At 63.8% G+C, this 25400-nt stretch carries 26 protein-coding genes; 20 read left to right on the top strand and 6 right to left on the bottom strand.

From position 1 onward, the window contains the following. Nucleotides 1–54 precede the first annotated feature (54 nt). Both B6S01_RS17640 and B6S01_RS17635 read left to right on the top strand, forming a co-directional pair. Nucleotides 55–444 carry an MbcA/ParS/Xre antitoxin family protein gene (locus B6S01_RS17640; RefSeq protein WP_020818070.1) on the top strand — a complete coding sequence of 130 codons (390 nt, stop codon included), beginning with the start codon at nt 55–57 and terminating at the stop codon, nt 442–444. A 5-nt stretch (nt 445–449) separates the two neighbouring features. Continuing rightward, nucleotides 450–1097, top strand: coding sequence for an RES family NAD+ phosphorylase (locus B6S01_RS17635; protein ID WP_234810797.1), 648 nt, complete (start codon nt 450–452; stop codon nt 1095–1097). A 232-nt stretch (nt 1098–1329) separates the two neighbouring features. Here the strand turns inward: B6S01_RS17635 and B6S01_RS17630 are convergent, their stop codons facing one another. The 6 genes from B6S01_RS17630 to B6S01_RS17605 form a co-directional block, all read right to left on the bottom strand. Next, nucleotides 1330–2862, bottom strand: coding sequence for an alginate export family protein (locus B6S01_RS17630; protein ID WP_021245247.1), 1533 nt, complete (start codon nt 2860–2862; stop codon nt 1330–1332). Beyond that, nucleotides 2859–6017 (bottom strand): efflux RND transporter permease subunit, encoded by a 3159-nt coding sequence (locus B6S01_RS17625; protein WP_153017806.1) that lies wholly within the window; start codon nt 6015–6017, stop codon nt 2859–2861. Before B6S01_RS17625 ends, B6S01_RS17630 begins: the two co-directional genes overlap by 4 nt. Nucleotides 6018–6054: 37 nt before the next feature. Next, nucleotides 6055–7305 (bottom strand): efflux RND transporter periplasmic adaptor subunit, encoded by a 1251-nt coding sequence (locus B6S01_RS17620; protein WP_021245249.1) that lies wholly within the window; start codon nt 7303–7305, stop codon nt 6055–6057. Continuing rightward, nucleotides 7305–8585 (bottom strand): TolC family protein, encoded by a 1281-nt coding sequence (locus tag B6S01_RS17615; protein ID WP_021245250.1) that lies wholly within the window; start codon nt 8583–8585, stop codon nt 7305–7307. The genes B6S01_RS17620 and B6S01_RS17615 overlap by 1 nt, the downstream gene beginning before the upstream one ends. 54 nt (nt 8586–8639) lie before the next feature. Beyond that, complete coding sequence (locus B6S01_RS17610) at nt 8640–9059, bottom strand: hypothetical protein (protein ID WP_021245251.1); 420 nt, start codon at nt 9057–9059, stop codon at nt 8640–8642. 194 nt (nt 9060–9253) lie between these two features. Continuing rightward, nucleotides 9254–9820 carry a hypothetical protein gene (locus B6S01_RS17605; RefSeq protein ID WP_021245252.1) on the bottom strand — a complete coding sequence of 189 codons (567 nt, stop codon included), beginning with the start codon at nt 9818–9820 and terminating at the stop codon, nt 9254–9256. A 221-nt stretch (nt 9821–10041) separates the two neighbouring features. Between B6S01_RS17605 and B6S01_RS17600 the strand changes: the two genes are divergently transcribed. From B6S01_RS17600 to B6S01_RS17520, 18 genes are all read left to right on the top strand, one after another. After that, complete coding sequence (locus B6S01_RS17600; RefSeq protein WP_022684250.1) at nt 10042–10803, top strand: helix-turn-helix transcriptional regulator; 762 nt, start codon at nt 10042–10044, stop codon at nt 10801–10803. Between the two features lie 16 nt (nt 10804–10819). After that, entirely contained in the window at nt 10820–11563 is a 744-nt protein-coding gene (locus tag B6S01_RS17595) for a LuxR family transcriptional regulator (protein WP_021245254.1), read from the top strand. Between the two features lie 72 nt (nt 11564–11635). Beyond that, nucleotides 11636–12247, top strand: coding sequence for an acyl-homoserine-lactone synthase (locus B6S01_RS17590; protein WP_021245255.1), 612 nt, complete (start codon nt 11636–11638; stop codon nt 12245–12247). Between the two features lie 10 nt (nt 12248–12257). Then, nucleotides 12258–13205, top strand: coding sequence for a phytanoyl-CoA dioxygenase family protein (locus B6S01_RS17585; protein ID WP_099186291.1), 948 nt, complete (start codon nt 12258–12260; stop codon nt 13203–13205). Between the two features lie 50 nt (nt 13206–13255). After that, nucleotides 13256–13597, top strand: a complete 342-nt coding sequence (locus B6S01_RS17580) for a hypothetical protein (RefSeq protein WP_021245257.1) — start codon at nt 13256–13258, stop codon at nt 13595–13597. Further along, nucleotides 13594–14262 carry a lytic transglycosylase domain-containing protein gene (locus B6S01_RS17575; protein WP_021245258.1) on the top strand — a complete coding sequence of 223 codons (669 nt, stop codon included), beginning with the start codon at nt 13594–13596 and terminating at the stop codon, nt 14260–14262. Before B6S01_RS17580 ends, B6S01_RS17575 begins: the two co-directional genes overlap by 4 nt. Further along, nucleotides 14259–14597, top strand: coding sequence for a TrbC/VirB2 family protein (locus B6S01_RS17570; protein WP_021245259.1), 339 nt, complete (start codon nt 14259–14261; stop codon nt 14595–14597). Before B6S01_RS17575 ends, B6S01_RS17570 begins: the two co-directional genes overlap by 4 nt. Next, complete coding sequence (locus B6S01_RS17565; protein WP_021245260.1) at nt 14594–14944, top strand: VirB3 family type IV secretion system protein; 351 nt, start codon at nt 14594–14596, stop codon at nt 14942–14944. The genes B6S01_RS17570 and B6S01_RS17565 overlap by 4 nt, the downstream gene beginning before the upstream one ends. Then, nucleotides 14937–17348: a VirB4 family type IV secretion/conjugal transfer ATPase gene (locus tag B6S01_RS17560; RefSeq protein WP_021245261.1), complete on the top strand. Its 2412-nt coding sequence runs from the start codon at nt 14937–14939 to the stop codon at nt 17346–17348. The genes B6S01_RS17565 and B6S01_RS17560 overlap by 8 nt, the downstream gene beginning before the upstream one ends. Nucleotides 17349–17351: 3 nt before the next feature. Beyond that, nucleotides 17352–18068 carry a TrbJ/VirB5 family protein gene (locus tag B6S01_RS17555; protein WP_025546718.1) on the top strand — a complete coding sequence of 239 codons (717 nt, stop codon included), beginning with the start codon at nt 17352–17354 and terminating at the stop codon, nt 18066–18068. Next, complete coding sequence (locus B6S01_RS20885) at nt 18068–18271, top strand: EexN family lipoprotein (RefSeq protein ID WP_076605730.1); 204 nt, start codon at nt 18068–18070, stop codon at nt 18269–18271. The genes B6S01_RS17555 and B6S01_RS20885 overlap by 1 nt, the downstream gene beginning before the upstream one ends. Nucleotides 18272–18288: 17 nt before the next feature. Further along, nucleotides 18289–19233: a TrbL/VirB6 family protein gene (locus B6S01_RS17550; protein ID WP_021245263.1), complete on the top strand. Its 945-nt coding sequence runs from the start codon at nt 18289–18291 to the stop codon at nt 19231–19233. 12 nt (nt 19234–19245) lie between these two features. Further along, complete coding sequence (locus tag B6S01_RS17545) at nt 19246–19581, top strand: hypothetical protein (protein ID WP_037462753.1); 336 nt, start codon at nt 19246–19248, stop codon at nt 19579–19581. Next, entirely contained in the window at nt 19568–20266 is a 699-nt protein-coding gene (locus tag B6S01_RS17540; RefSeq protein WP_021245264.1) for a VirB8 family type IV secretion system protein, read from the top strand. The genes B6S01_RS17545 and B6S01_RS17540 overlap by 14 nt, the downstream gene beginning before the upstream one ends. Next, nucleotides 20263–21120 (top strand): P-type conjugative transfer protein VirB9, encoded by an 858-nt coding sequence (virB9, locus tag B6S01_RS17535; RefSeq protein ID WP_021245265.1) that lies wholly within the window; start codon nt 20263–20265, stop codon nt 21118–21120. The genes B6S01_RS17540 and virB9 overlap by 4 nt, the downstream gene beginning before the upstream one ends. A gap of 3 nt (nt 21121–21123) precedes the next feature. Then, nucleotides 21124–22347, top strand: coding sequence for a type IV secretion system protein VirB10 (gene virB10 / locus B6S01_RS17530; protein WP_021245266.1), 1224 nt, complete (start codon nt 21124–21126; stop codon nt 22345–22347). 3 nt (nt 22348–22350) lie between these two features. Then, the gene (gene virB11 / locus B6S01_RS17525; RefSeq protein ID WP_037462754.1) at nt 22351–23355 is read left to right on the top strand and encodes a P-type DNA transfer ATPase VirB11; all 1005 of its coding nucleotides are present in this window, start codon (nt 22351–22353) and stop codon (nt 23353–23355) included. Then, entirely contained in the window at nt 23339–25300 is a 1962-nt protein-coding gene (locus B6S01_RS17520; protein ID WP_037462755.1) for a type IV secretory system conjugative DNA transfer family protein, read from the top strand. Before virB11 ends, B6S01_RS17520 begins: the two co-directional genes overlap by 17 nt. The last annotated feature ends 100 nt before the right edge of the window (nt 25301–25400 follow it).

Below are 25400 nucleotides of genomic sequence, written 5' to 3'. Positions count from 1 at the left end.
ATGTATTAGGACTGATTTGCAAATCAAGTCCAGAAATGGACCGGGGAGCTTTTTATGGGCAATTCGCAAGCCGATGCTCGCGCGGGCATGGGAACGACCCGGATTCCGGTGGAGCTAGAGGCCTTTTTCCAGATCGCGGAACGCTGGGAGTTGACCACTGACGATCAGATCAGGCTCTTGGGCTCACCGGGCAGGTCGACATTCTTCAAATGGAAGAAAGAGGGCGGAACGCTTCCGAATGATACGACAGAACGCCTCTCTCACATCTTGGCCATCTGGAAGGCCCTGCGTATCCTGTTCACGGTCGACGAACGCGGCGACGCGTGGATGCAAAAGCCCAACGAATTTTTTGATGGTCAGTCTGCCCTGGCTATCATGTTGCGAGGGGGAGTCGCAGACATATATCGAGTTCGGCAATATTTGGATGCTCAGCGCGGGGGTTGATCGCAATGGAGTTGGTCGACATCGAATGTGAGCTTTACAGGCTTATTCCCTCGCGTTTCCCGCCCGTTTCAGTTTTCGACGGCCTCGTGGCAAACGACAGGCTCGATCAACTCGCGGAGATCGAGGCGCGCACCAATCCGCGTTTACAGTCAGATGAGCGGCTACGAGCCTTATATGGTGATAGCGGGTCGCCGCAGCTTCAAAACTGGAATCTCGCTCCGTTCAAATACCTCAACCCTGAGGGGAGCCGCTTCTTCCCGTCTACCTGGCCAGCGTTGGAACTTTCCGACGATCAACAGACGGCGCTTGCTGTAGCGGTCGCTCGGCGCGAAGGATTCCTGCGGCGAACGAGTGAGGCCGCCCTTGGCTTGGACATGCGGATGCTCAAGACCCCGGTGGCGGGAAAGTTTGCGGACCTCTCGGAAGTTTCGCCCAACCTGGAGCGGGAAAAACGCTGGGAGATAGCAAGAGATTTGCCAGAAGCGGCGGATGGCATCATCTACTGCCCCCTGAGCGACCGTCGCACCGCTGCTACGCGGTTTTGCGAGGCGACAGGCTGGGGCGAACCATCCAGACGGTTCACTATCGTTTTGCATGGGACGGATCGCGTATTTCGGCCGTCTACGCCTTTGATGAAGTGGGCCGAAAATTAAGTCCTGAGGACTTCTCTTTGGCGGATGACGCACTCGCGGCTTAGTCTTTTGGGCAGTACATCGTTACTACAGGTTGCGGGACCGCCGTCGGCTACCGTGAGCATCGCTGCGCGAACTTTCCAGGAAGTCCGTTTCCAAGATGAGCTGACAGAACCCTATTTGCCTGCTCTCAAAATGACCTTCGTCAGGTTGGGTGGGCGTCCAATACACGCGATCGCAAGCCGACCGCCCGTCAGAAGCTCGCCGTCAAGTTGAACGAACCATAGCGCGTCCATTCTCCCGGCGGCGCATTGGGTGCGTCGCGGAGGAAGCGCCCCTTGGCGAGCAGCAGGCCGTCGAGTTCGAAGCGCAGCCGCGTGGGCACGAGCCAGTAGCGAATGCGTGCCTCGATCTGGTGACCGGCAAAATCACCGGAGCGCCCCGAGGCGTCGCGCACGCTGGTGGAGGAGAAGCTGTCCTGATCCGCTGCCAGCCACATCGGCCGATAAGAGGCGAACCAGTCGAGCCGCTTGCTCGGTGTCGCTTCGATGCGAATGCCGGGCGTCATGATATTGGTCCGGGCGATGGCATTGTAGAGCCCGGCCGGCGCGAGATCGGCGCGGCGCATGCCGAACAGTGTGTCGAAGCGGCCGAACCTGCCGCCGGGTTTGTCGCCGCTGGCCCGGTCGAACTCGACCGATAGGCGCGGCTTCCAAGGGCCGGCGAAGCTGTAGCCGACGTCGGCATGGATGAAGCTCGCGCCGACGCTTTGCCGCGCCGCAGTGGGCGCCGGTGACGCGCTGACATGGCCGGTCTGGTAGAAGGCCTCGATCTCGTAGTCGAACTTGCTGGCCCGCGGCTCGGCAATGATCCGCCCACCGAACGTGTCGAGCGAGCGGTCCCGTGTGGGCCGCCCGGGTGCATCGCGCTCGCCGAGATGGAAATAGCTTAGCTCCGCCATTGCTGCCCCGATCGCCTTGGCCTTGCTGACCTGCCCGCCCCACAGCACGAGATCGAAGCTTTCCCTGTCGAGTCGCACTTTGGCATCGCGAATGCCTTGGGTGTCGTCGGGCAGACGGACTTGCGGCAGAGTGTAGATCAGCGTCGTCTTCCAGCCCTGCGGCGCGGCGATGTCGGCGCGCAGGCCGGTGTAGCCATTGGTCGTGTTGCGATAGTCGTCAGCCGCGACCAGCCGGCGCGATCCCAGGTTGAGCGTCATGCGCCCAGCGGTGAGCGTGAGTTTCGTACCCTTGCCGCGTGTGAGGTTGTTGTCGATCCCCCAGGCGAGGCAGGCGCCGGCGATGGCGACCGCGCCCAGTCCGAATCCGCTGCCGGTGCCCTGCCAGGCCAGCAGCGCCGCGCCCGCCAGGATCGCTAACGCCCCGAGCAGCAGTCGGCGATCAACATTCTCGCGGAACACCGCCCAGGCAATGCCCATCGTCGCGAGGCCCTCGAGGTTGAGAAGTAGTGCGGCCGAGGAGGCTGGCGTGGTCGTCAGGCCAAGCATCAGCAGCAGCGGGCCGGCAACGCCCCCGGCAAGCACCACGAGTGCCATCCAGCCCCAGTCGCCACGAACGAGCGGCGCTTCGTTGCTCACCCGTCTTCGCAGCACCCAGACGAACGCCAGCCCTAACCCCGATCCCAGATAGAGCAGGCTCGCCAGCAGCCAGGGGTTCACGCCTTCGCCCAGGAGCGCCTTGGCGAGCGGCGTGCTCGCCCCGAACAATGCCGCCGAGGCAATGCCGAACGGCGCGCCCGGCCAGGCGACCCAGGATCTGAGGCTCATGCTGTCGCCTCCGTCACCAAAGGCCGATCCGCTTCGCCTTCCTTGCGGCGGACGAGCCGATAGAGCGTGGGCAGCACCAACAGGGTGAGCAGCGTCGACGAGATGACACCGCCGATGACCACCGTCGCCAGCGGCCGTTGCACCTCGGCCCCCGCGCCGACGTTGAACGCCATCGGCACGAAGCCGAGGCTCGCAACCAGCGCGGTCATCAGCACCGGCCGCAGGCGCGTCAGCGCGCCCTCGCGGATCGCGTCCTCAAGGCTGCGGCCTTCGGCCAGCAGCGACCGGATGAAGCTCAGCATCACCACTCCGTTCAGCACCGCCACGCCCGAGAGCGCGATGAACCCGATGCCTGCCGAGATGGAGAGCGGCAGCCCCCGGATCAACAGCGCCGCAACGCCGCCGGTGAGTGCCAGCGGCACCCCGGAGAAGACGATCGCGGCGTCCCGACCCGAGCGGAACAGCGCATAGAGCAGGCCGAAGATCAACAGCATCGCCGCCGGCACCACCAGCTGCAGCCGCTTGGCAGCGGAGATCAGCTGTTCGAAGGTGCCGCCGTAGCTCACCCAGTAGCCGGCGGGCATCTCGACCTGCGCCCCGACCTTGCTGCGGAGCTCCTCGACGAACGAACCGAGGTCGCGGCCGCGGACATTGGCGGTGACGACGACGCGGCGCTTGCCGTCTTCGCGGCTGACCTGGTTGGGGCCGATGACCACCTCGACCTTGGCGACGTCCTCGAGCGGCACGAAGCCGCGTGGTTCGCCGCCGCCGGCTCCCAGCGGGATGCGCAGCCGGCCGATCTCGTCGACCCGCGTGCGAAGATCTTCGGGCAGGCGAACGATAATCGCGAAGCGGCGGTCGCCCTCGAAAATCTGTCCGGCGGGCGCGCCGCCGATCGACACCGCGACCACGTCCTGCACGTCGCCGACATTGAGACCGAGCCGGGCGAGCGCGGCTCGGTCGGGCGTGATCTGCAGCACTGGAAGGCCTGTGACCTGCTCGACGCTCACGTCCTGCGCGCCATCGATGCCCGCCACGACCTTCTCGATCGCCTGGCCGATTTCGTGCAGCCGGTCGAGATCGTCGCCGAACACCTTGACCGCGACATCGGCGCGCACCCCCGACAGGAGCTCGTTGAACCGCATCTGGATGGGCTGGGTGAACTCGTAGTTGTTGCCGGGGATGGTCCGGGCCGCCGCGTGCATCTCGGTGACGAGCTGGGTCCGGGGCTTGCGCGGGTCGGGCCATTCGTCGCGAGGCTTTAGCATCACGAAGGTATCGGCGACCGAAGGCGGCATCGGGTCGGTCGCGACCTCGGCGGTGCCGATCTTGGCGACGATCCGCTCGACCTCGGGGAAGCGCTTGAGCCGCGCCTCCAGCGCTCTCTGCATCTCGATTGCCTGGCTGAGGCTGGTGCCGGGAATACGCAGCGCATGGAGCGCGATGTCGCCTTCATCGAGATTGGGCACGAACTCCGATCCCATGCGGCTGGCGGCGAGGCCGGCGAGCGCGACCAGCGCCACCGCGCCGACCACGACCGCGACGCGCAGCCGGAGCGCCATGTCGAGCGCGGGGGCATAGGCCTTGCGCGCGAGAACCATGAGCCGGCTTTCCTTCTCCTCGACCCTGCCCGTGACGAACAGCGCGACCGCCGCCGGCACGAAGGACAGCGACAGGATCAAGGCGGCGCTGAGCGCCATGACCACGGTGATTGCCATGGGATGGAACATCTTTCCCTCGACGCCGGTCAGCGCGAAGATCGGCACATAGACGAGCGCGATGATCAGCACGCCGAACAAAGACGGGCGGATCACCTCGGATGTGGCGGATGCCGCGAGATCGAACCGCTCCGTGCGCGTCAGCAGCCGGCCATGCCCATGCTGCGCCTCGCCGAATCGGCGCAGGCAATTCTCGACGATGATGACCGCGCCATCGACGATCAGGCCGAAGTCCAGCGCACCGAGGCTCATCAGGTTCCCCGACACGCCCGCCTGGAGCATCCCGGTGATCGTCATCAGCATCGTGATCGGGATGACCGCGGCGGTGATCAGCGCCGCGCGGATATTGCCGAGCAGCAGGAACAGTACGACGATGACGAGCAGCGCGCCCTCGGCGAGGTTCTTCTCGACCGTGCCGATCGCGCGCTCGACGAGCTCGGTGCGGTCGTAGATCGCCTCGGCTTTGACGCCGGCCGGCAGCGCTTTGGCCGCCTCGGCAAGCCGTTCGGCTGCTGCGCGGGCAACGATCCGGCTGTTCTCGCCCGCGAGCATGAACACGGTGCCGAGCACAACCTCGCGGCCGTTCTCGGTGGCGGCGCCCGTGCGCAGCTCCTCTCCCAGGCCCACGTCGGCGACATCGGCGATGCGGATCGGCACGCCGCCGCGATTGGTGACGATGATCGACTTCAAATCGTCGATACCCGACGCCTGGCCGGGCACGCGGATGAGATACTGCTCGCCATAGCGCTCGACATAACCAGCACCGACATTGGCGTTGTTGCGTCCAAGCGCCTGCACGACATCGTTCAGGGTGAGGCCGTAGGCGGAGAGCCGCTCGGGCAGCGGCGTCACATGATATTGCCGCTCGTAGCCTCCAATGCTGTTGACCTCGGTGACGCCGGGCGTGTTCCTGAGCTGCGGGCGGATCACCCAGTCCTGGAGCGTGCGTAGATCCTCGGGACTGTAGGCGCTGCCGTCGGGTTTGCGCGCACCCGGCTGCGCCTCCAGCGTGTACATGAAAATCTCGCCCAGGCCCGTCGCGATCGGCCCCATCTCGGGCACCACCCCTTCGGGCAACTGGTCGCGCGCGTTCTGCAGCCGTTCGTTGACGAGTTGCCGCGCGAAATAGATGTCGGTGCCATCGGCGAAGACCGCAGTCACCTGGGAGAGCCCGTAACGCGAGACCGAGCGGGTATATTGCAGCCCCGGCAGACCCGCAATTGCGGTCTCGACCGGGAAGGTCACGCGCTGCTCGGCCTCGAGCGGCGAGAAGCCCGCCGCTTCGCTGTTGATCTGGACCTGGACGTTGGTGATGTCCGGAGTCGCGTCGATGGGCAGGCGCTGGAACGCCCAGATGCCGATGGCGCAGAGCAGCGCGACGGCGGCCAGTACCGCCCAGCGGAACCGGATCGCGCCGGCGACGAGCCTTTCCAGAATCGGTGGGCGTTCGAACAGCGGCGGACGGGCGGGAGCCTCAATGGTCATGGCTCGCCCCCGACTTCTCGACATCCGCGCGGATCAGGAAGGCGCCGTCGGTCACATATTCGGTGCCGGGTTCGAGCCCGCCGAGGATCTCGGTCCACTCGGGCGTGCGCCGCCCGATCTCGAGCATCCGCACCTCATAGGTGTTGCCGACTTTGGCATAGACCACCTCGAAGTCGCGGAAGCGCTGGATCGCCTTGGTCCTGACCGCGAGCGGGACATTCGCCGACGCGACTGCGAACTGTCCCTCGACGCCCATGCCGGGACGGAACATGCGCGCCGCCGATTCCGGTAGGTGGACATGGGCCATCAGCGTCTGGCTGGCGAGATCGGCGGTCGGCAGGACCGCCTCGACCGCGGCCTCGATCCGCGCCTCTCCGGAAAGACTGCGCACGCGCACCGTCTGCCCGACACGGACGCGCTCGGCATCGCGCGGATACACGAAGAACTCGGCGTGGAGCTTCGCCGGGTCGGCGATCACGAACAGCGCGCGATCGCCGGTTACGTCGCCGACATTGGCGTTCTTTTCGATGATCGTGCCGCTGATCGGCGCCGGCACCGCGTAGGTCTGGAGCGAGTGGCTGGATTCGACGCGGAGCAGGGCCTGACCCTTGCGGACCTGCTGGCCGAGCTGCCCGCTCATCCAGACGATCTGCCCCGGCAGCCGCGCCCGGACATCGGCCTTGCCTTCGGGCGTGATCTCGATCCGTCCGGCCATGTCGATGAGCTCGGCGATGGCGACGGGTCCTGCCCGTTCGGACTTCACACCGCCGGCGCGCGCCGCCTCGGCGGAAATCGTCGTGCGGCCCTCGTAGGAGGCATAGGACCAGCTATGTGTGCGCCCGCCCTCGACCGCGCGCACCTTGACGTCGAACGAATGCGGCTCATGCACGACGCCGCCTCCCAGCAGATAGTCCTCGCGCGGCGTGAAGGCGAAGCGGTCGATCCGGCCGCCGAGCCGCGTGAGTTCGACGCCGAGTTGCACTTCGCCCGGCGTCACGGGCTTGCCGCCGCGATAGGCGTAGACGTGGAACTCGGGTTCGACGCCATCCTCGAAGATGGTCATCTCGACCGCGAAATCGCCATCGCGCAGCATTCGTCCGCGATGCGGGCCGCGCTCATAGTCGGCGGCCTTGGCGGCGGGTTCTTCCCCGGTTTCGTTGGCGGCGGGGCTGCCGCTGCAGGCGGCCAGCAAGGCGCAAGCGGCGAGGATGCCGCCGCGTACAAGGAAGGAGGTCTTCATCAGCGGTTCTCCGCGCTGGCGATGAGGGGAAGATGGCGGCCGGTTAGCCGGTCGAGCCGGGCGCCGATGAGATGGAAGCGGCGCAGCAGGTCGATGCGGCGCGAGCGCAGCTCGATCACCGCCTGGCTCGCCTGGCTCACCTCGAGAAAGGTGAAGGCGGTGCCGCCGCGCCGGAAGCCGTCGCGCACCATGACCACCGCACGTTCGGCGCCCGGCAGCACTTCGCGGTCGAGCCGAACGATTTCGGTCGCGAGCGCGGCGCGTTCGGCCGTGAGCCGGTCGATCTCGCGTCGCCGTTCGACCCGTGCCACCGCGATCTCGGCTTCGGCCGCTTGGGCATCGGCACGTGCGCGCTCGACATTGCCGCGATTGGCGGAACGGTTGCCGAGCGGGATAGAGCCGCCGACCACCAGCGCGACGTCGTTGCCCTGGCCGAAATGCCGCACGCCGACCCGCGCGGTCGGATCCCCCGCATTGCCGGTCTCGGCAAGGCGAACGCGCGCATCAGCTGCGGCGCGCTCGGCGTCGAGCAAGGCGAGATCGGGAAGATCGCCCTCGGCGGCGGGAGCGGCGGCGAGATTGGTGAACGGCGCGGTGTCGAGCCGATAGTCCGCCGTGCCGCCCCACCAGGCGGCGAGATAGGCGCGGGCGATGCGGGCGGCCGCCTGGGCCTGGTCGAGCGCGATCCGCGCCTGCGCCACCGACGTTTTCGCGCGCTCGGCCGCGAACAGCGGATCGAGCGCAGCGGCGACCCGGCGACGGACTTCGGTTTCAACCCGCTCGGCCTCGGCGAGCCGCTGTCCGGCGACCGCCACCGCCGCCTCGGCGGAAAGCGCCTCGACCCATGCCGCCTGCACCTGGGCGAGAAGGTCGAGCATCCGTAGCCGCGTACGCGCCGACGTCACGCCTACCGACGAGCGGGCGGCGCCGATGCGGGCTTCGCGCTTGCCGCCGCGTTCCCAGGTGCGCTCGTACCAGGCCGTGGTCTGCGAACGGTCGATCGGCGAATAGGGGCCTGTGCCGGCGAAATCCTCGACGTCGACGCCGATCACGTCGCGGGGACGGACATCGGCCTGGGCAATAGCGGCGTTCGCCGCCTGGAGTTGGGCCGCAGTGGCCGCGACGACGGGATCGCCGCTCGCCACCCGGGCCAGCGCATCGGAAAGCGTCAGGTTTTGGGCCGAAGCCGCCTGCGCGTAGAGGAAAAGTGGAAGCACGGCGCAGAGCACCGGCATCTTGGCAAGGCGCGCGTGGGCACGCGCGCGATCGAATGAAAACATGAAAGGCCTCGCAAGACGGCACGACACATCCGCGCCGAACCTGCGACGCGGGGCTCAGGCGTTTGGGCCGAGATCCTTGGGAGGTCGTTCGGGGCCGCGCGCCTTCACGCCGAGCGGCCGTCGCTGCGGCTCGAAAGTGCCCGCGCTGGCGGCCAGCGCGAGTATCGCCGCCGGCGCCTGATCGGGGACGATCAGGCCGGAGCCGCCATCGGCATGGTGGTGATGACCGCCGGCAAGATGCCCGACAGGATCGTCGTCGCTGTCGTCCGGCTGCGGGCTGTGATGATCGTCGGCATGATCCAGCTCGAGCGAAAGATCGCCCAGGAGCATGTGCTCATGGGCGATCGGCGCGCCCGGCGCATGCTGGATTCGGTCCATGGAGTTAGACAGCGACATCCCCGCAAACACGAAGACGAGCGCGATGCAGAGCATCGCGGTCAACCGCTTTACGATGGAGGTTTCGCTGGTTTGCACATTGAGTCACTAACCGTCCGCTTGTTTTCAGGCAAGCCAACTCGGCATGAGCAAAGCAATCTTGGCTTTTCTAATGAAGCGGGCGCGCTTTGCTTCGCGGATTGCCGTTGTAACAGCACGACGACAGTTAGCTCTGAAAACTCCAAGCCATCGGCAGGATCTCTGCCGGTGGTGCAGGGCGGACTGGCGTATCCTCACCTCATAAGAGCGAGTTCGCCCTGTGCGGCATGTTTCGTGAGACTGGTCGCAGACACGAGGCCCCGGGCGTCGCCGATCAAGGTATAGACGGCGTGGCGCTGCCCGCCGCGGTTTCGATGGTCGACGTGATAGCCCTGATAATGACGGCGCATGAGATCGGCGTTCACCAATTCGGAGACGGCGCGGCTGAGGTTACTCTTCCCGGTGGTTCGCATGCGTGCGCGCATTTCCTCTGCGATCGTTCGTTGCGTTTCCTGTGCATCGCCGGTGAGCATTCCACTTCTGTCCAGATCCCTACGAACGCGATCTGCCAACGCTGCGCTGCGGGATACTCGATGAGACATCGGTGTGAGCGCGTCGCAGAGCCAGTCGCGCAGCGAAACAAGCTCGTTGTCCCGCTTGATCCAGGGACCGGCGCTCCCGTCGGGGCCGGCGACCTGCGCAATCAAGTTGAGCAGCATGAAGGCATAGCGGGGACGGCTTGAGACCTGCGCCAATCTCTCGAGCACGGCTGCGATATCGCAGCTGCTGGAAGATTGGAGAGGAGCGCCGGGATGAAACATAACGCGACTGAATCAAGCACAGACGAGGATCAATGTGAATCCGAAATTCGCACCGTGGAGCGTCCTTTGTCGCCTATGACACTTTACCAGCAGGCAAAGTGTCATAGGCGATTCATCCAAGCAGGTTTGTTGCGAATCGTTCTCAACTCACCGTGATAATCGCGGAGCTGGCCGCTTAACGCTGGACGAGAAGTTCTTTTGGCGACGAGCTTCGACCGTCTATGGCGAACAGGATAAGAGACTGCGGCCGCCTGGACGACCTCACGCGTTTCGCACAGGAATGTGCGCGTGCTGGAAACCTCGGCGATTTGCAAGGCACGATCGATGCGGCCGTGCGCGAACTCGGCTTCCGCTGGTTCACGCTGCTCCACAATGTCGATCTTCGGCACGGAGGCGGGCAGCGCCTGTTCCTCACCACCTATCCGCCGGCCTGGCTCGAAGAGGTGCTCGAGGAGCGCCACTATATCGAGGACCCCATCCACGCGGCCTGCGCCCGCACGCCATCGGGGCTCGCCTGGGATCGGGTGGGCGACGTGCTTGAGCTTTCGTCGCGCCAGCGAAGCATCCTGAAACGCGCCAGGGATCATGACCTTGCAGCGGGCTATAGCTTGCCGATCAGGACGCCGGGTGAGCCTGAGGCGATTTTCACCGTCGCCCGACCGCGTGATGAACCGCTGGATGCGGCGGAAATTCTCACCGCCCGGTTGCTGGGATCGGTCGCTTATGACCGGGCGCGCGAACTGCTCGGCGAAGAGATAAGGACCTTGGCGTTCGTTTCCCTCAGTCCGCGCCAGGTCGAGTGCATCGCGTTCGTGGCCCAGGGTAAGAGCGATTGGGAGATTGCCCAGATTCTCGGGCTTAGCCGCGACACCGTGCATGAATATGTTGAATCCGCGCGTCGGCGCTACGGTGTGCGGCGCCGAACGCAGCTGGTGCTGCGCGCGGTTCGCGACGGTCATCTCAATATGGACGCGCTCCTGTGATCTCGCTCGGGCCGTGATGATCGGGCTTGGGCAAGTTCAGGACTTCTGCGCGGTCGCCGCGATAATCAAGGACAGCCAAGCACTGGCCGGCCTGATGGCCGAAATTACGCGTGCGATGGGCTTTCGGTACGTTTCTCTGGTCCACCATATCGACCTCAAGCCAGCGGTGAGCTCTGTCCATATCGTCGATTATCCACCAGAATGGGTGGAGCGTTTCCAGGCGCGTCGCCTCTATGCCAGTGATCCGATCCACCGGGCCAGCCATCGCACTAATATCGGCTTTGCCTGGTCGGCAGTGCAATCCCTTATCACGCTTAGTGCTGCTGATCGGTCGATCCTGGCGGAGGCGCACGACGCCGGGCTGGGCGATGGTTTCACGGTTCCTGCCCATATTCCGGGGGAAGTGAATGGGTCCTGCTCATTCGCCATGGGGTCAGGCGACGTGCTCGATCAACGACAGCTCCCGCTCGTCCAGCTGATCGGCAGCTTCGCATTCGAAGCCGCGCGCAGGCTTTCCCGTCAAACCCCAGCTCCATGCGAAGGCCCGTGCCTGACTGAGCGGCAGGCCGAATGTGTGGCGCTGGTAGCACGCGGGAAAACCGACTGGGAGATTAGCCAAATCCTCGGCATTGGGCAGGAAACGGTGATCCAGCATGTCAAGGATGCACGCGACCGCTACGGCGTGACGAAGCGCACGCTGCTGGCGATCCGCGCATTGTTCGATGGACAGATCAGCTTCGCAGATGTTTTCGGGCGATGATCTCCCCAGGACAGGGGATAACCGAAAGAACGCGGGCCTGATCGACTGACCGCCTCACCAAAGGAGGCTGTCATGCATATCGCAACCGGCGCTGCCCGCGCCATGGAAAACCGCCTGTTCTGTTCGATGTTCGAGGAACGCAAACGGGTATTCGTCGATCTTCTGCGCTGGGACGTGCCGGTCTTTGCCGGTCGTTATGAAATCGACCAGTTCGACAATGACCGTGCCGTCTACATCGTGATAGCCGACGCCGAGGGCGAGCATCTTGCCTCGGCGCGGCTGCTTCCGACGACCGGTGACCATATTCTCGGCACCATTTTCCCCGAGCTGTGCGAACAAGTGCCTCCCCGGGGTGGTGCGATCCTCGAGATCACGCGCTTTTGTCTTGCACGACGATTGCGCGCACGAGAGCGCCTGGAGGTGCGCAATCGGCTGGTGTCCGCGCTCGTCGAATATGCGCTCGGCAATCATATCGACAGTTACACCGGCGTTGCTGAGTGGTTCTGGTTCCAACAGATCCTGAGCTTTGGCTGGGCATGCCGTCCCCTCGGCCTGCCCGCCTCAACAAGCAGCCGCTGCCTTATCGCCTTACAGATCGACATCAATGGCAGCACCCGCGAGCAGCTGCAGGCCAGCGGCATCTGGCGCTCGGTCGGCCTTGCCGATCTTGCCAAGGCTGCTTGAAGAGGGCACCATGACAAATCTCTCCCCCTATCGCCCAGCTGCCGAACCTGCGGTCGATGACGATTTACAGCGGCACGGCTTCTGCGTGTTGCGGGACATCGCATCCAAGACAGAGGTCGCGGAGATCGATCAGGCCCTCGATCCGCGGTTTGCCGCCACACCCTTTTGCCAGGGCGGCTTCTACGGTCCGCTCACCAAGCGCTTTGGCGGCCTTTTGAAACGCGTACCCACTGTCGAGCGACTCGTGCGCCATCCTGCGATCATGCGCCTGGTGCGGTCGGTTCTCGACCCCTGGTGCGATACCATCCAGCTCAACCTCACGCAGGCGCTCGAACTGCATCCAGGAGCGCCGGCGCAGTTTCCTCACAGGGACCAGGATATGTGGCGCGGCCCGGCCGGCGAGCTCGAATATCTCGTCAACGTGATGTGGCCGATTTCTCCGTTCAAGGCTGAAAACGGCGCCACATTGATCTGGTCCGGGAGCCATAATGCCGGCTCCATGGTCAAGGACGCGCAGCCCATGGCGGTTGAGGCGGAGCCGGGCTCGGCGATCCTCTTCCTCGGTTCTACGCTGCATGGTGCCGGCGCCAACATGACCGGCGCGATCCGGCGTGGCATCATCGTCAGCTATTGCCTGGGCTGGCTGAAGCCCTACGAAAATAAATGGCTGACCTATCCGCCCAATGCGGCCCGTGCGTTCGATCCAGACCTTGCCGCGCTGGTCGGCTACCAGCAGCACCGTCCCAATCTCGGCAATTATGATGGCCAGTGTCCGTCCGTCCTGCTTCGGGGCGAACCGCCGGAATATCTGGCTGCCACCGATGCTCTGCGACCCGATCAGGAAAGTGCGCTGGCCGAATTTCTGGACCAGCAACGCACGAGCCTACTCCCCCCGGCTGGGGGGATTGCCGAAATCGGGGCCGGGCGGAACAAAAGAGAGGTGAAATCCAACGGATAGCTGACGCCAATTCCCGACGCGGGAGGTGTCTCTCACGGGGGAATGACCCGATGCAACGCGTGACTCTCAGCCTGGCGGTGCTCGCCATGGGCACCGCCCTTCAACCGACTCCCGCGCGAGCGAATGACTTGGGCTGCCAGGTTCTCCTGTGCCTTTCTAATCCTGGTGGCGCGACGCAATATGCCCAGTGCGTCGCGCCCATGACCAAGTTGTGGCAGCGCTTGGCCACCGGCGGCTCTTTTCCCGGCTGTAGCGGCGGCGGTGTTGCTCGTACCAAGGTCCACGATCGCGATTCCGCAACGCGGCGCCGGGTTGTCATGACTTTCAGCGATGGACGCCGCGAGACCTACTCGCTGGCCCATATCGAGCGGCTGCAGGATCTCGCTCGATGATCCTCGACGTCGCCAGTCTTCTCGCCCTTGCAGGCTCATGCGCGCCAAGCGTGGCGCCTGAGACGCTGATCTCGATCGTTCACACGGAAAGCCGATTCAACACGCTGGCGATCGGGGTCAACAGTCCGGGTGCGCGCAAGCCGGTGCCGGCGACGAGGGCACAGGCGATTGCCGCCGCGCGTCGCCTCATTCGCCAAGGCTACAACATCGATTTGGGCTTGGGGCAGATCAACAGCGCCAACCTCGGATGGCTGGGTCTGTCGGTGGAGGATGCCTTCGAGCCGTGCCGCAACCTTGCCGCCGCCGCGCGGGTGTTGACGACCAACTATCAGTCGGTGGCGCACTCCGCCCAGAGTTCGGACCATGCGATCGCAACAGCGCTCTCGCTCTACAATACTGGCGATCGGCGGCGCGGCTTTCGCAATGGTTATGTCGCCCGGGTCTATGCCAGCGCGTCAACCGTCATTCCCCTGATCCGCGGCAGGCACCCAGCGTCGGTGATGACCGCGCCTGTCCGGCTTGCCGATGCGGTGATCGCCAAACCGCAACCCACTGCGCTCGCTGCGACGCAGGCCGCTGGTTGGAACATCGCCGCAGATGCCCGGCAAGCCTCGCTCATGGTCTTCGGGGACGGGACAACTTCTCAGAAAGGACAGCATCCATGACAGCGATCACCGCCCGCCTGGGCTCCCAGCCCCAATGGGCGCGTCTTCTGCTGCGCATCGCCGGCATCGTCGGCCTGGCGATGCTTCTCTCGTTGCTGCTGAGTGATCCTGCTCATGCGCAAGGTGCGGACGGCATCACCTCCATGGCCGAGAACATCAAGACCTGGCTAACGGGAACCTTTGCCAAGACGATTGCGGTGATCGCCGTCGTCATCGTCGGCTTCATGTTCTTCACCGGACGGGCGAGCCTCGGCCTTTTGGTGACGGTCATCGTCGGCATTTTCATCGTCTTCAGCGCGCAGTGGATCGTCGATACCATCACCGGTGGCGCGTGAAGGAGGCCGCGCCCTCGAACGAGCGGCTGCGCGAGGAAACGCTTTTCCTTGCGGTGACCCGGCCGACGATGTGGCTGGGCGTGCCGCTCGAAGCATCCTTGCCGATTGCGCTTGCTGCCTGTCTCACCCTGATCGTCAGCGGCAATCCGCTTTACGCGGGGGCGATCGGCGGCGCGTGCCTCGCGGTGGCGCGCCTCATCGTGCGCCACGACGCCAATGCCTTTCGCCTGCTATGGTTATGGACTTTGACCAAGGCGCGCTGCCGGAACCGCGGCTGGTGGGGCGGCAGTTCCTATTCGCCGCTGCCGGTCGCGGGGATGAAGCGCAAGGGTTTCGCGCGTGGCTAGCGCCGCCGCCCAGCTGCCGCCGCGCAAGACGCCTTGGCGGGTTCTGACCCGAGAAGCGGAGCCCGGGCGCTATCTTCCCTATGCCCGCCATGTGACGCCCGATGTGATTGCGCTTGATAGCGGCGATCTCATGATGATGTTCCGCCTCGAAGGCATGGCTTTCGAGACGGCTGATCCGATCCACCTCAATGATTGGCACGAGAAGCTCAACGGCACTTGGCGCAACATCGCCGACGATCGGCTTGCGATCTGGACCCACATCGTCCGCTCAGCCGTAGGGGACTATCCCGAAGGGCAGTTCCGCTCAAAGTTCGCCGCCGAGCTCGACGCTAAATATCGGGCGCGCGTCACCGCCAAGCGGATGTTCGTCAATGAGCATTATCTGACGCTTCTCATGCGTCCGGCAGTCGGATCGGCCGACCGGACCGGGCTGCTGCTCAAGCGGATCGCGAAAGCCAAGGCCGCAGAGGAGGAGGTCGATCCCGATGAACTGGCGCGCTTCGAGGAGAAGGCGCGCGACATCGAGAAGCTGCTCCGCCGCTGCAGTCCGGCGCGCCTTGCTCTCTACGAGCATAATGGCCTGATCTTCTCCGCCCCGCTTGAGGTGCTCGAGCAAGTGATGATGGGTGCGCGATCCAGGGTTCCGCTCGTCCGCGGGCATCTGGGATCCGCGCTTTACGGCGAGCGCGTGATCTTCGGACGTGAGACGGTCGAGATCCGTGCCCATGACACGAGCCGCTGGCAGGGAATCTTCGGCATCAGGGAATATCCCGCGCTGACGCGCCCGGGACAGATGAATGCCTTGCTCGGCCAGGATTTCGCCTTCGTCGTCTCGCAATCCTTCACCTTCATGGGCAAAGCGCGGGCAGCCGAACGTCTGCGCCGCCGGCAAAACCAGATGGCCTCGACCGAGGATGCCGCAGCGAGCCAGGCGCTCGATCTCGCCGATGCAGCCGACGATCTGCAAAGCAACCGGTTCGTGCTCGGGGAGCATCATTTCTCGCTGGCGGTCTTCGCCGACAGCCAAAGGCGACTTGCCGACAATCTCTCGGCCGCGCGCGCGGCACTGGCCGATGCTGGTTTGGTGGCGGCGCGCGAAGGACCAGCGCTCGAAGCAGCGTTTTGGGCGCAGCTGCCCGGAAATTTCGCATGGCGGGCGCGGCCAGCGGCGATCACCTCGCGCAATTTTGCTGCCTTGGCGCCGTTCCATACCTATCCCGCAGGCCGGGCCAAGGGGAACCATTGGGGGCCTGCGATCGCCATGATGAAGACGGCCGCGCAATCGCCCTATTATTTCAACTTCCATGTTGGCGACTTGGGTCACACACTGATCATCGGTCCTTCCGGCGCGGGCAAGACCGTCGTCCAGAATTTTCTGATGGCGCAGCTCGAGAAGACGGGCGCGCAGCAGATCTTCATCGACAAGGACCGCGGCGCGGAGATCTATGTCCGATCCGCGGGCGGGATCTATCTGACGCTGAAGAATGGTGAGCCTACGGGTTTCGCTCCGCTGCGGGCACTCGACTATGGTCCGCGCAATCTTGTCTTCCTGGGGCGCCTGATCCGGCAGCTGGTGACGCCGGTTGGAGGCCAACTCGGCGTCACGCAGGAGCGCATGATCGATGAGGGGCTGGCCTCGCTCGGACGCCTTGCGCCGGAGGACCGCTCCATTCTCGCGCTTCGCCAGCTGCTCGGTCAGCGCGACCCGGAAGGCATCGGTGCCCGGCTGGAGAAATGGGCGCGGGGCGGTTCGCTCGGCTGGGTGTTCGACAATGAGATCGACGCTTTGTCGCTGGAGGCGCCGTTCGTCGGCTTCGACATGACCGATTTTCTCGACAACCCCGAAGTGCGCACGCCGCTCATGATGTACATGTTCCACCGGATCGACGGTCTCCTCGACGGCCGGCGGCTTGTGATCGATATCGACGAATTCTGGAAAGCCTTGGGGGACGATGCGTTCCGCGCCTTCGCGCAGGACGGCCTCAAGACCTACCGCAAGCAGAATGCCTTTCTTGTCTTCGGCACGCAAAGCCCTGCGGATGCGCTGCGTTCGGACATTTCGCACAGCATCATGGAGCAGGTTGCGACCAAGATACTGCTTCCCAACCCCTATGGCCGCGAAACGGACTATGTCGATGGACTGGGTCTGACCCAGGCGGAATTCAAGCTCATCCGCCACGATCTGAATCCGGAATCCCGCCGGTTCCTGGTCAAGCAAGGCCATGACTCAATCGTCGTCGAGCTCGATCTTGGCGGTCTCTCCGACGAGCTGGCAGTTCTCTCGGGCACCACGGAAACGGTGACGCTGCTCGATGCCATCCGCGCCGAGGTCGGCGACGATCCCGAATACTGGCTGCCCCTCTTTCACCAGCAGCGTCGATCTCCATCGAGCAGGAAAGGATGAGCTATGCGTAAAGGCGGATTCGCAGCGATCGGTGCGATTATCCTGGGAACGGCGGGTCCGGCCGCCGCCCAGGGCATACCGGTCTATGACAGCTCCGGCTATTTGCAGGCGCTCGCCACGGTCAAGAACACCCTGTCCATGATCGACCAGGGCAAGGAGCAGATCGCCGAGGCCAAGCAGCTCTACGGTAGCTTCAATCAGGTCACCGACGTCAATGGCATTGCCCCGTCGCTATCGACCGATGCCATGCGCCATCTTCTGCCGCCTGAGGCCCGCGACCTCGGCAGGCTGATGTCGTCGGAAAATGCCAGCCTGGGATCGCTTGGCAGTGCCGCGACCCGCATTCGCGATGCCAACCGCATTGCACTGCCGGAGCTGCGGCCTGGCGCATCCGCTTATGAACGGGCGTCGCGCGACAACCTGTTGCGAAACGGCGATCTGGCCGCCCGCGATGCTGCGATAGCGGAGTCGGCCTACGGCGTCTCGGCCCAGCGCACCGCAGGCTTGGAAGAACTGCGCACCTCGCTCGATACGGCTTCGGACGCCAAACAGGTCATGGACATCCAGGCAAGGGTAGGGGTCGAAAACGCCCATATCCAAAATGATGCCCTGCAGTTGCAGGCGCTGCGGATGCGGCAGGAGTCAGGACGTCGTCTTCAGATGCAGCGCGACGATGAGCAGGATTTAGCCGACCTATCGGCAAGTTTGGGAGGCTCGTAATGCTCCGGGCCATTGTCGTAAGCGTTACTTTGGTTGGCTTGCTCGGGTGCAAACCGCCGACCGGAAAAGATGAGTATCGCAGTAACTCCGATCTGCGGAATCAAACGCTCAGGGATTGCGCGAACGGAACCCATCCAAGTTCCCGCGAGTGCGTCAATGCTCAGGACGTTAAAGATCTCGATGACCTGAAGCGGTCACTTTGACGGCGAGCTGACCCGCAATGGCCTCTACACTGTTCAACGATTTCTATATGCAGGTCGACAATCAGTTAGACCTGTTCCTCAACGAGCGTCTTCAAAACGTCGTTGAGGTTGTTCGCGGGCCGCTCGCCGTTGGGCTTGTTATTTATATCGCTTTGTTCGGCTACATGGTGATGCGCGGCATTATTAGCGAACCCTGGGGCGAACTATTCTACCGAATGGTCAAGCTCTGCCTGCTGTATATTGCCGCAACGACGGTCGCCTATTCCGAGTGGATCACCACGCCTCTTTTTCATGGGATGCCGGACGCACTCTCGCAGGCACTCTCCGGGCGGACCATCACCAGCGTGGGCGCTGCATTTGATGACTACTTCAATCAAGTCGACAGCATAGTTCTCATAATTCGCGCCAAAGCTGCGACGTATATTGAAATTAATCCGATGCGTTTGGTGCTGATCGCTCTAGCCGTTTGCCTCTACGCGCTGGCAGGATTGTCTGCCGCGATCGGTTTTTCAATTACTATTTTTGCCAAAATAGCGCTGGCCATTATTATAGCTCTCGGGCCAATTTTCATTGCACTTGCATTGTTCGAACCTACGCGCCGCTTCTTTCATGGATGGCTCGGGCAGGTCTTCAACTACATAGTCCTCATGGGAGTGATCATCGCGATCACGACGCTCATTTCTGATTTGGGCAGCATCGCAATCGCGGCTGCAGAATCAAAAGCTGATGTGACAATCGGTGCGGTTCTTTTCGCCGTTTATCTCTTCCTCGGGACCATTTTCTTTTTCCAGGCTCCGGCCATTGCCACCGGCATTGCGGGCGGCGCCGCTGCGGGGGTTGGTGCCTTCGCCGGGACCGCCTGGGGGACGATGGCATCTCCCCTCCGACAACGCCGCATTGCGCGCAACAGCCGCAATCTGGAGCGCGCCGCTCGTCGGGGCGGCTCCATCGAAGCGGCATAGTGAGACATCACCATGACCTTGCCCTGTCCTCAAAAATCGACGTTCACCATCCGCCAGGTTACTTTCTGCCTGATCGGCAGCCTTCCACTGCTGGGCCTCGCGGCATGCGCGTCCGGACCCAAGAAGCTGGCCGTTTGCAACGGGCACCATCTGCGTGACGTGAACATCTATGGGAGCGTTCTGCCCGGATCGCCGGTGCGGGCGACTACAGCGCCGCGCCCTGCGCCGCCCATTCCTCCCTTGTCTCATCCGCAGGTGGGCGATCCACCGCCTCCGCCCGCAGTGCCAGCGCCTCCGGACGACAAGGTTTCCTTTGCGCCAAAGGACATTCGTTATGCGAGTTGCTGACGATGACGCGGAGGCGGTGCCTACTTCCGGGCTCAAACGCTATTTCCAGGAAGCGCGAAGCTGGGACCAGGACAGGGTTCGATCGGCATTGCGATCGACGCGTATTGCTTGGACCGTGGCGACGGTAACCTCGATCCTTGCGGCCGCATCCATTTTTGCTGTCGCCGCGCTGGCCCCGCTCAAGACCGTCGTGCCCTATGTCATTCGGGTCAATCAGACGACGGGCGCGGTGGATGTCCAGACGGCGCTGACCCAGCGGCCGATGCGCTATGATGAAGCGGTCACCAAATACTTTCTCGCGCAATATGTCCGGACGCGTGAAAGCTGGATACCGGCGGCTGCCGAGGAGAATTTCCGCTTCGTGACAATCCTGTCGCAGCCGGCGGAGCAGCAGCGCTGGGCACGCTTCTTCAGCAACAACAATGCTGCCAGTCCCCAGAACGCCTGGGGGAAAAACGCAGTCGTCCAGGCGCGGGTGCGCAACATCGCCTTCATCAATGATCGGGTTGCCAATGTGCGATTCACACGGATCGTCCAGACCGAGACGGATACGCAGAGCAGCGATTGGATCGCCACGGTCACTTTCGCCTATGCCAACGCGCCGATGGCCGAAGGTGATCGCTATCGGAACCCGCTCGGCTTCCAGGTCGAGAATTACCGCTCCGACCCGGAGGTAGTCCGATGAAAACATTGGTCGCTGCGGTTTTCATCGCGTTTGCATCCCTTTCTGCTGCCCATGCGGTTGAGGTCCCGCGTGGCGCTGCGTCTGACCCACGCGTCAAGTTCGTCGATTATGAGGAAGCGCAGGTCTATCGCATCGTCGGGACCTTCCGGACAGCAACCCAGATTGTCCTCAGCGAGGACGAAACGATTCAGCACGTAGCGCTGGGCGACACCGTCTCCTGGGAGGTGGCGGTGGCCGGCCACATCTTGTTCCTCAAGCCGCGCGAACGCGCTGGACCGACCAACCTTATCGTCACCACGTCTCGCGGCGGAACCTTAAGAAGCTATGCCTTTGAACTCACGGCTCGTAGTGGTCCGATCATCGGCCGCAACGGCCAGGCCTATTTCCAGGTCCGCTTCCGCTATCCGCGGGACGAGGTGGCGCGGGCCGAACGCCTGAGAGCGGCACAGATCGCGATGCAAGCGGCGGCGCTGGAGGCCCAGGCTGTTCGCGGTGCCCTCGACCATGCGGTGATCGAGGGTCCGCGCAACATGAATTATAAGGTGCAGGGTTCGAGCGATTTGCAGCCGTCGGAGGTCTCCGACAATGGCCAATTCACGGTTTTGCGGTTTCCGGCGAACCGGGAAGTTCCTGCCATTTATCTGGTGAGGCCAGACGGGTCCGAAACCCTGGTTCCCTTCGACGTTCGCGATGAATTCGTCGTCGTTCATTTGGTGGCGCGCCAACTGCGCCTGCGCCGGGGCGGCGAGGTGCTGTGCATCTATAACCAGGCGCCCGAACCTTATGGCGTCGATCATGGAACGAATACCGGATCGTCTCACGTCGAGCGCACCATCTCCCATCCGCAGGAATGAACCATGGCCGATGAACCGTCCCCTGTCGTGCGCCCGCTGCCCGGTGCCGATCCAACGCCCGAAAGGCACGAAATTCTTCACGAGCGTGGAATCGAGCCGATCGGCGGCACGACGCCCGCGCGGCGCAACACCGCGCTGATCTTCGCCGGCACGGCAATGGTCCTGGGCATTCTCTGGGTGAATTCCGGCACGGGCCAGCAATCCTCGTCTCGTGACCTCACCGCGCCGGCAGGTGCAGCCCGGGAACGACCCGATATCGTCGCTCGGGAAACAGTCGATTATGCCGCGGTCGCCCCTCAACGCCGACCGCTCGGGGCTGCCCGCGCGGACCCCAACGCGCCGGTGCTCAATCCTGCCGCTGGCGTTCCCGGACCTGAAGGCCAAATTGTGCCCGCCATGCAGCCGGGCGCGGCACCGAGCGGGACCAGTGCCGCTCGGCCAACGCTTGCCGAGCAGGCGCGGCGGTCCACGCTGATCGCCTATGGAGGTCGCGATCTTGGCCGCGAGGCCGGCGCGCCCACAGCTGCAGGGGCTGCCGGGGAAGCGCCCGACAACGCTGCCGGAGCGCCAGAGAGCGGCGAGGGCAGGGCGCCCAACGCGCTCGATCTTTTGCGGCAAAGCTCCTCGACCGGGGAAGCGCGGGCCTCGATGCTGCCGAACCGCAATTTTCTGATTACGGCGGGCACATTGATCCCCTGCATTCTGCAAACCGCCATCAATTCCGCGCAGCCCGGTTACACGTCCTGCCTGATCCCGCGAGACGTCTATTCCGAGAATGGCCGGGTCGTACTCATGGAAAAGGGCACGCGCGTTCTCGGCGAATATCGCGGCGGCATCCAGCAAGGGCAAAATCGCCTGTTCGTCCTCTGGACGCGAGCGGTAACGCCCCAGGGCGTGCGGATCGATCTTGCCTCGCCTGGCTCCGATGCACTCGGCCGAGCCGGGCTTGCAGGCGCGGTCGACAGCTTCTTCTGGGCGCGTTTTGGCGGCGCCCTGCTCCTCTCACTCGTCGATGATGCCGCCTATATCGCCGGACAGGCCGCCTCGAGCGGCAATGGCAATTTCAACAATGTGACCCGGGCGCCCAGCGAAGGCGCGGCGATTGCCTTGCAGAACAATATCAATATCCGGCCGGTCCTGAAGAAGAATCAGGGCGAGGAGGTCGGCATCTTCGTCGCCAAGGATTTCAACTTCGCCGACGTCTACAATCTGGAACTGCGGCGGTAAGCCATGCGCGATACCGCCGTCCTGCGCCACTATCTCGCGCCGCTCCTGCCCCTCCTGGAACCGGAGGATGTCACGGAGCTGGTGGTCAACCGCCCGGGAGAAGCGGGGATCGAGGACCGCCAAGGGTGGCGCTGGCAGGAGATGCCGGAGCTGGACAGCGACTGGCTTTCTACCCTGGCTGTTGCCGCGGCGAGCTTCACGCACCAGGATATCGATGGTCAGTCTCCGATCTGTTCGACAGTCCTGCCGGGCGGCGAGCGCTGCCAGATCGTCATACCGTCGGTCACCCCAAGCGGTTGTCCTTCCTTCACGATCCGCAAGCCATCGACCGTGACCCTGCCGATCGATCAACTGGCCGGCGCCGGGCTGTTCCGCGCGACGCGCGCCAGCGCCAAGGGTCTCACCGATGTCGATGCGCGGTTAGTGGCGCTGCGCGACGCGGGGGACTGGCCGGAATTCTTCAAGGTTGCCGTTCCGGCACGCAAGAACATTCTAGTCAGCGGCGCCACGGGTTCGGGAAAGACCACTCTTGCCAAGGCACTCATTCAGCTCATCCCGCCGGACGAACGATTGCTGACAATCGAAGATACGCGTGAGCTGGTCGTGCCTCATCGCAACGTTGTCCATATGGTCTATTCGAGCGAGGGGCAGGGCTTGGCCAAGGTTGGCGCCAAGCAGCTGCTCGAAAGCGCGCTGCGCATGCGGCCCGATCGCATCCTGCTCCAAGAGCTGCGTGACGGCACCGCCTTCTTCTACCTGCGGAACGTCAATTCCGGGCATCCCGGATCGATCACGACCGTCCACGCCGGTTCACCCGCCGGCGCGTTCGAACAGCTGACGCTGCTCGTCAAGGAATCGGAAGGCGGCCGCGATCTCGCCCGCGACGATATTCGCGGGCTCCTTCGCATGCTCGTCGACGTCGTTGTGCAGACACGCCGTCACGGCGGGCGGTTTGAGGTCGAAGAGATCTATTTCGAGCCGAGGATGGGCGATGCTGGCGCAGCGTAGTCCCTGGGCGATTGGCCTGTGCGTGATCGGCGCAATTCTGCTGTGGGCTGTCATCACCCTGTTCGTTGCCCTGTTCGCACTCGGGCAGATCGGACCTAATATCGATCTCGGCACTCTGCCGGCCTGGCTCTGGTATTATCGCGGCGATCCGCTGCTCGCTGACTGGATCAGGCGGGGAGCGATGGCTGGCGCCGCCGTAGTCGCGCTTCTTGTCCTCACGATGCTGCGGCAAGGCCCAGCCTTGCATGGCAGGGCGCGGTTTGCGCGCGAGGGCGAAATTCGACGCGAGGGGCTGCGCGCGCCATCTGGCATTGTCGTTGGACGCAAAGCAGGACGCTTCCTCATTTTCGGCGGGAACGAGCATGTCTTGCTCGAAGCGCCGACGCGCGCCGGGAAGGGCGTCGGTGTTGTCATCCCCAATCTGCTAACCTGGCCGGATTCGGTCGTCGTGCTTGATGTGAAGCGGGAGAATTGGAGTATCAGCGCCGGTTATCGCCAACGTGCCGGCCAATCGGTTTTCCTCTTCGATCCGTTAGACCCTGAAGGGCGGACGGCACGGTACAATCCCCTGGCCCATATCCGGCGAGCCGATGACACCGAAGTCGTCAACGAGCTTCAGAAAATCGCGGTCATGCTCTTCCCAGCGCCGGAACGATCGGACCCCTTCTGGGCCGAGGCGGCGCGGGCGGCCTTCATCGGCGTCGGCGCGCTCGTTGCTGCCAATCCTGGCATGCCCTTCACGATCGGTGAGATCTATCGACGGCTCACGTCTGGGGATCCCAAGAGCGATCTTCCCAAGGCCCTGGAAGAGGCGAGGGGGACGGGACAGCGCCTAAGTCAGGCATGCGTCTCGGCAATCCAGGATTTCGCCTCGGCTTCGGACAACACCTTTTCCGGGATTAAGCAGACGATCACTGCGCGCCTCAATCTCTGGCTCAACCCCGTCGTCGATGCGGCGACATCGGCAAGCGATTTCGATCTGCGCGAAGTCCGGGCGCGGCGCATGTCGATCTATCTCGGTGTTTCGCCCGACAATATCGACCGGATCGCACCAGTTTATAGCCTCTTCCTGCAGCAGCTGGTGGATCTCAACACGCGCGATTTGCCCGATGCTTCCAGCAATGTCCCTGTTCTGATCTTGCTCGATGAATTCGCAAGGCTCGGGAAGGCCTCGGTCATCGCGGGCGGCTTTTCCTATGTCGCCGGATACGGCTTGCGCTTGCTGCCGGTGATCCAGAGCCGGGCGCAACTGCGGGCCATTTATGGTCCCGATGTTACCGACGAAATCATCGCCAATTGCGGCCTTGAGGTGGTGTTTACGCCCAAGGAGCTGAAGGTCGCGAACGAGCTTTCGGAGCGGCTCGGCTTCTTCACGATGAATGTGAAATCGCGCAGCCGAACGATTCATGGGCTGCTGGCCAATCGCAGCGTATCGGAATCCGATCAGCGCCGCGCCCTCCTGCTGCCGCAGGAGCTGATGCAAATGTCCAAGACCGAGCTCTTGTTGCTGCGCGGCGGCATCGCGCCGGTTCGTGGCAGGAAGATCGCCTTTTATCGAATGCCGCGCTTCACACGGCGCGTTTTGTCGCCGCCCATTCTGCCGTCGCGGCCTATCCCCGCTGCACCATCCCCAACTGTTCTGCCGCCTGGCAAGCATCAGATGGTGCCCCCTTACAATGTCGCGAAGGGGCCAACGGCGAAGAGCACGGGCGGGGCCTTGCTGGAGGAGACCAAGATGCGGGAAATGACCGAGGGTGAACTGGCGGGCGCGGCCGAGATTACCGATGACATGCTGGTCCTAGGCGACCTGACCGACTTACCGCCGCCCGGCGATGAGGCAGCCGCTATCGCTTTCGTGTCATCGATGATCGAGCGGGCGCTCGTGCAGACGGAAGGGGCGTCGTCTTCACCCCTCATCCAGGAAAGGGCAGATCATGGCCGCTGAAAAACCTCTGACGCCACGTGGTACGGGCAAGCGTAGCAATACGATAGGGCAGGACGCGGGAGTCAGGCCGAGGAATGCGGCGCAACCGTCGCTCGAACCA

Origin of the sequence: Sphingobium herbicidovorans (assembly GCF_002080435.1) — a bacterium.
Taxonomy (GTDB): domain Bacteria; phylum Pseudomonadota; class Alphaproteobacteria; order Sphingomonadales; family Sphingomonadaceae; genus Sphingobium; species Sphingobium herbicidovorans.
Note: the sequence above shows the minus strand (reverse complement) of the source record. Positions and strands in the feature narration are given on the sequence as shown.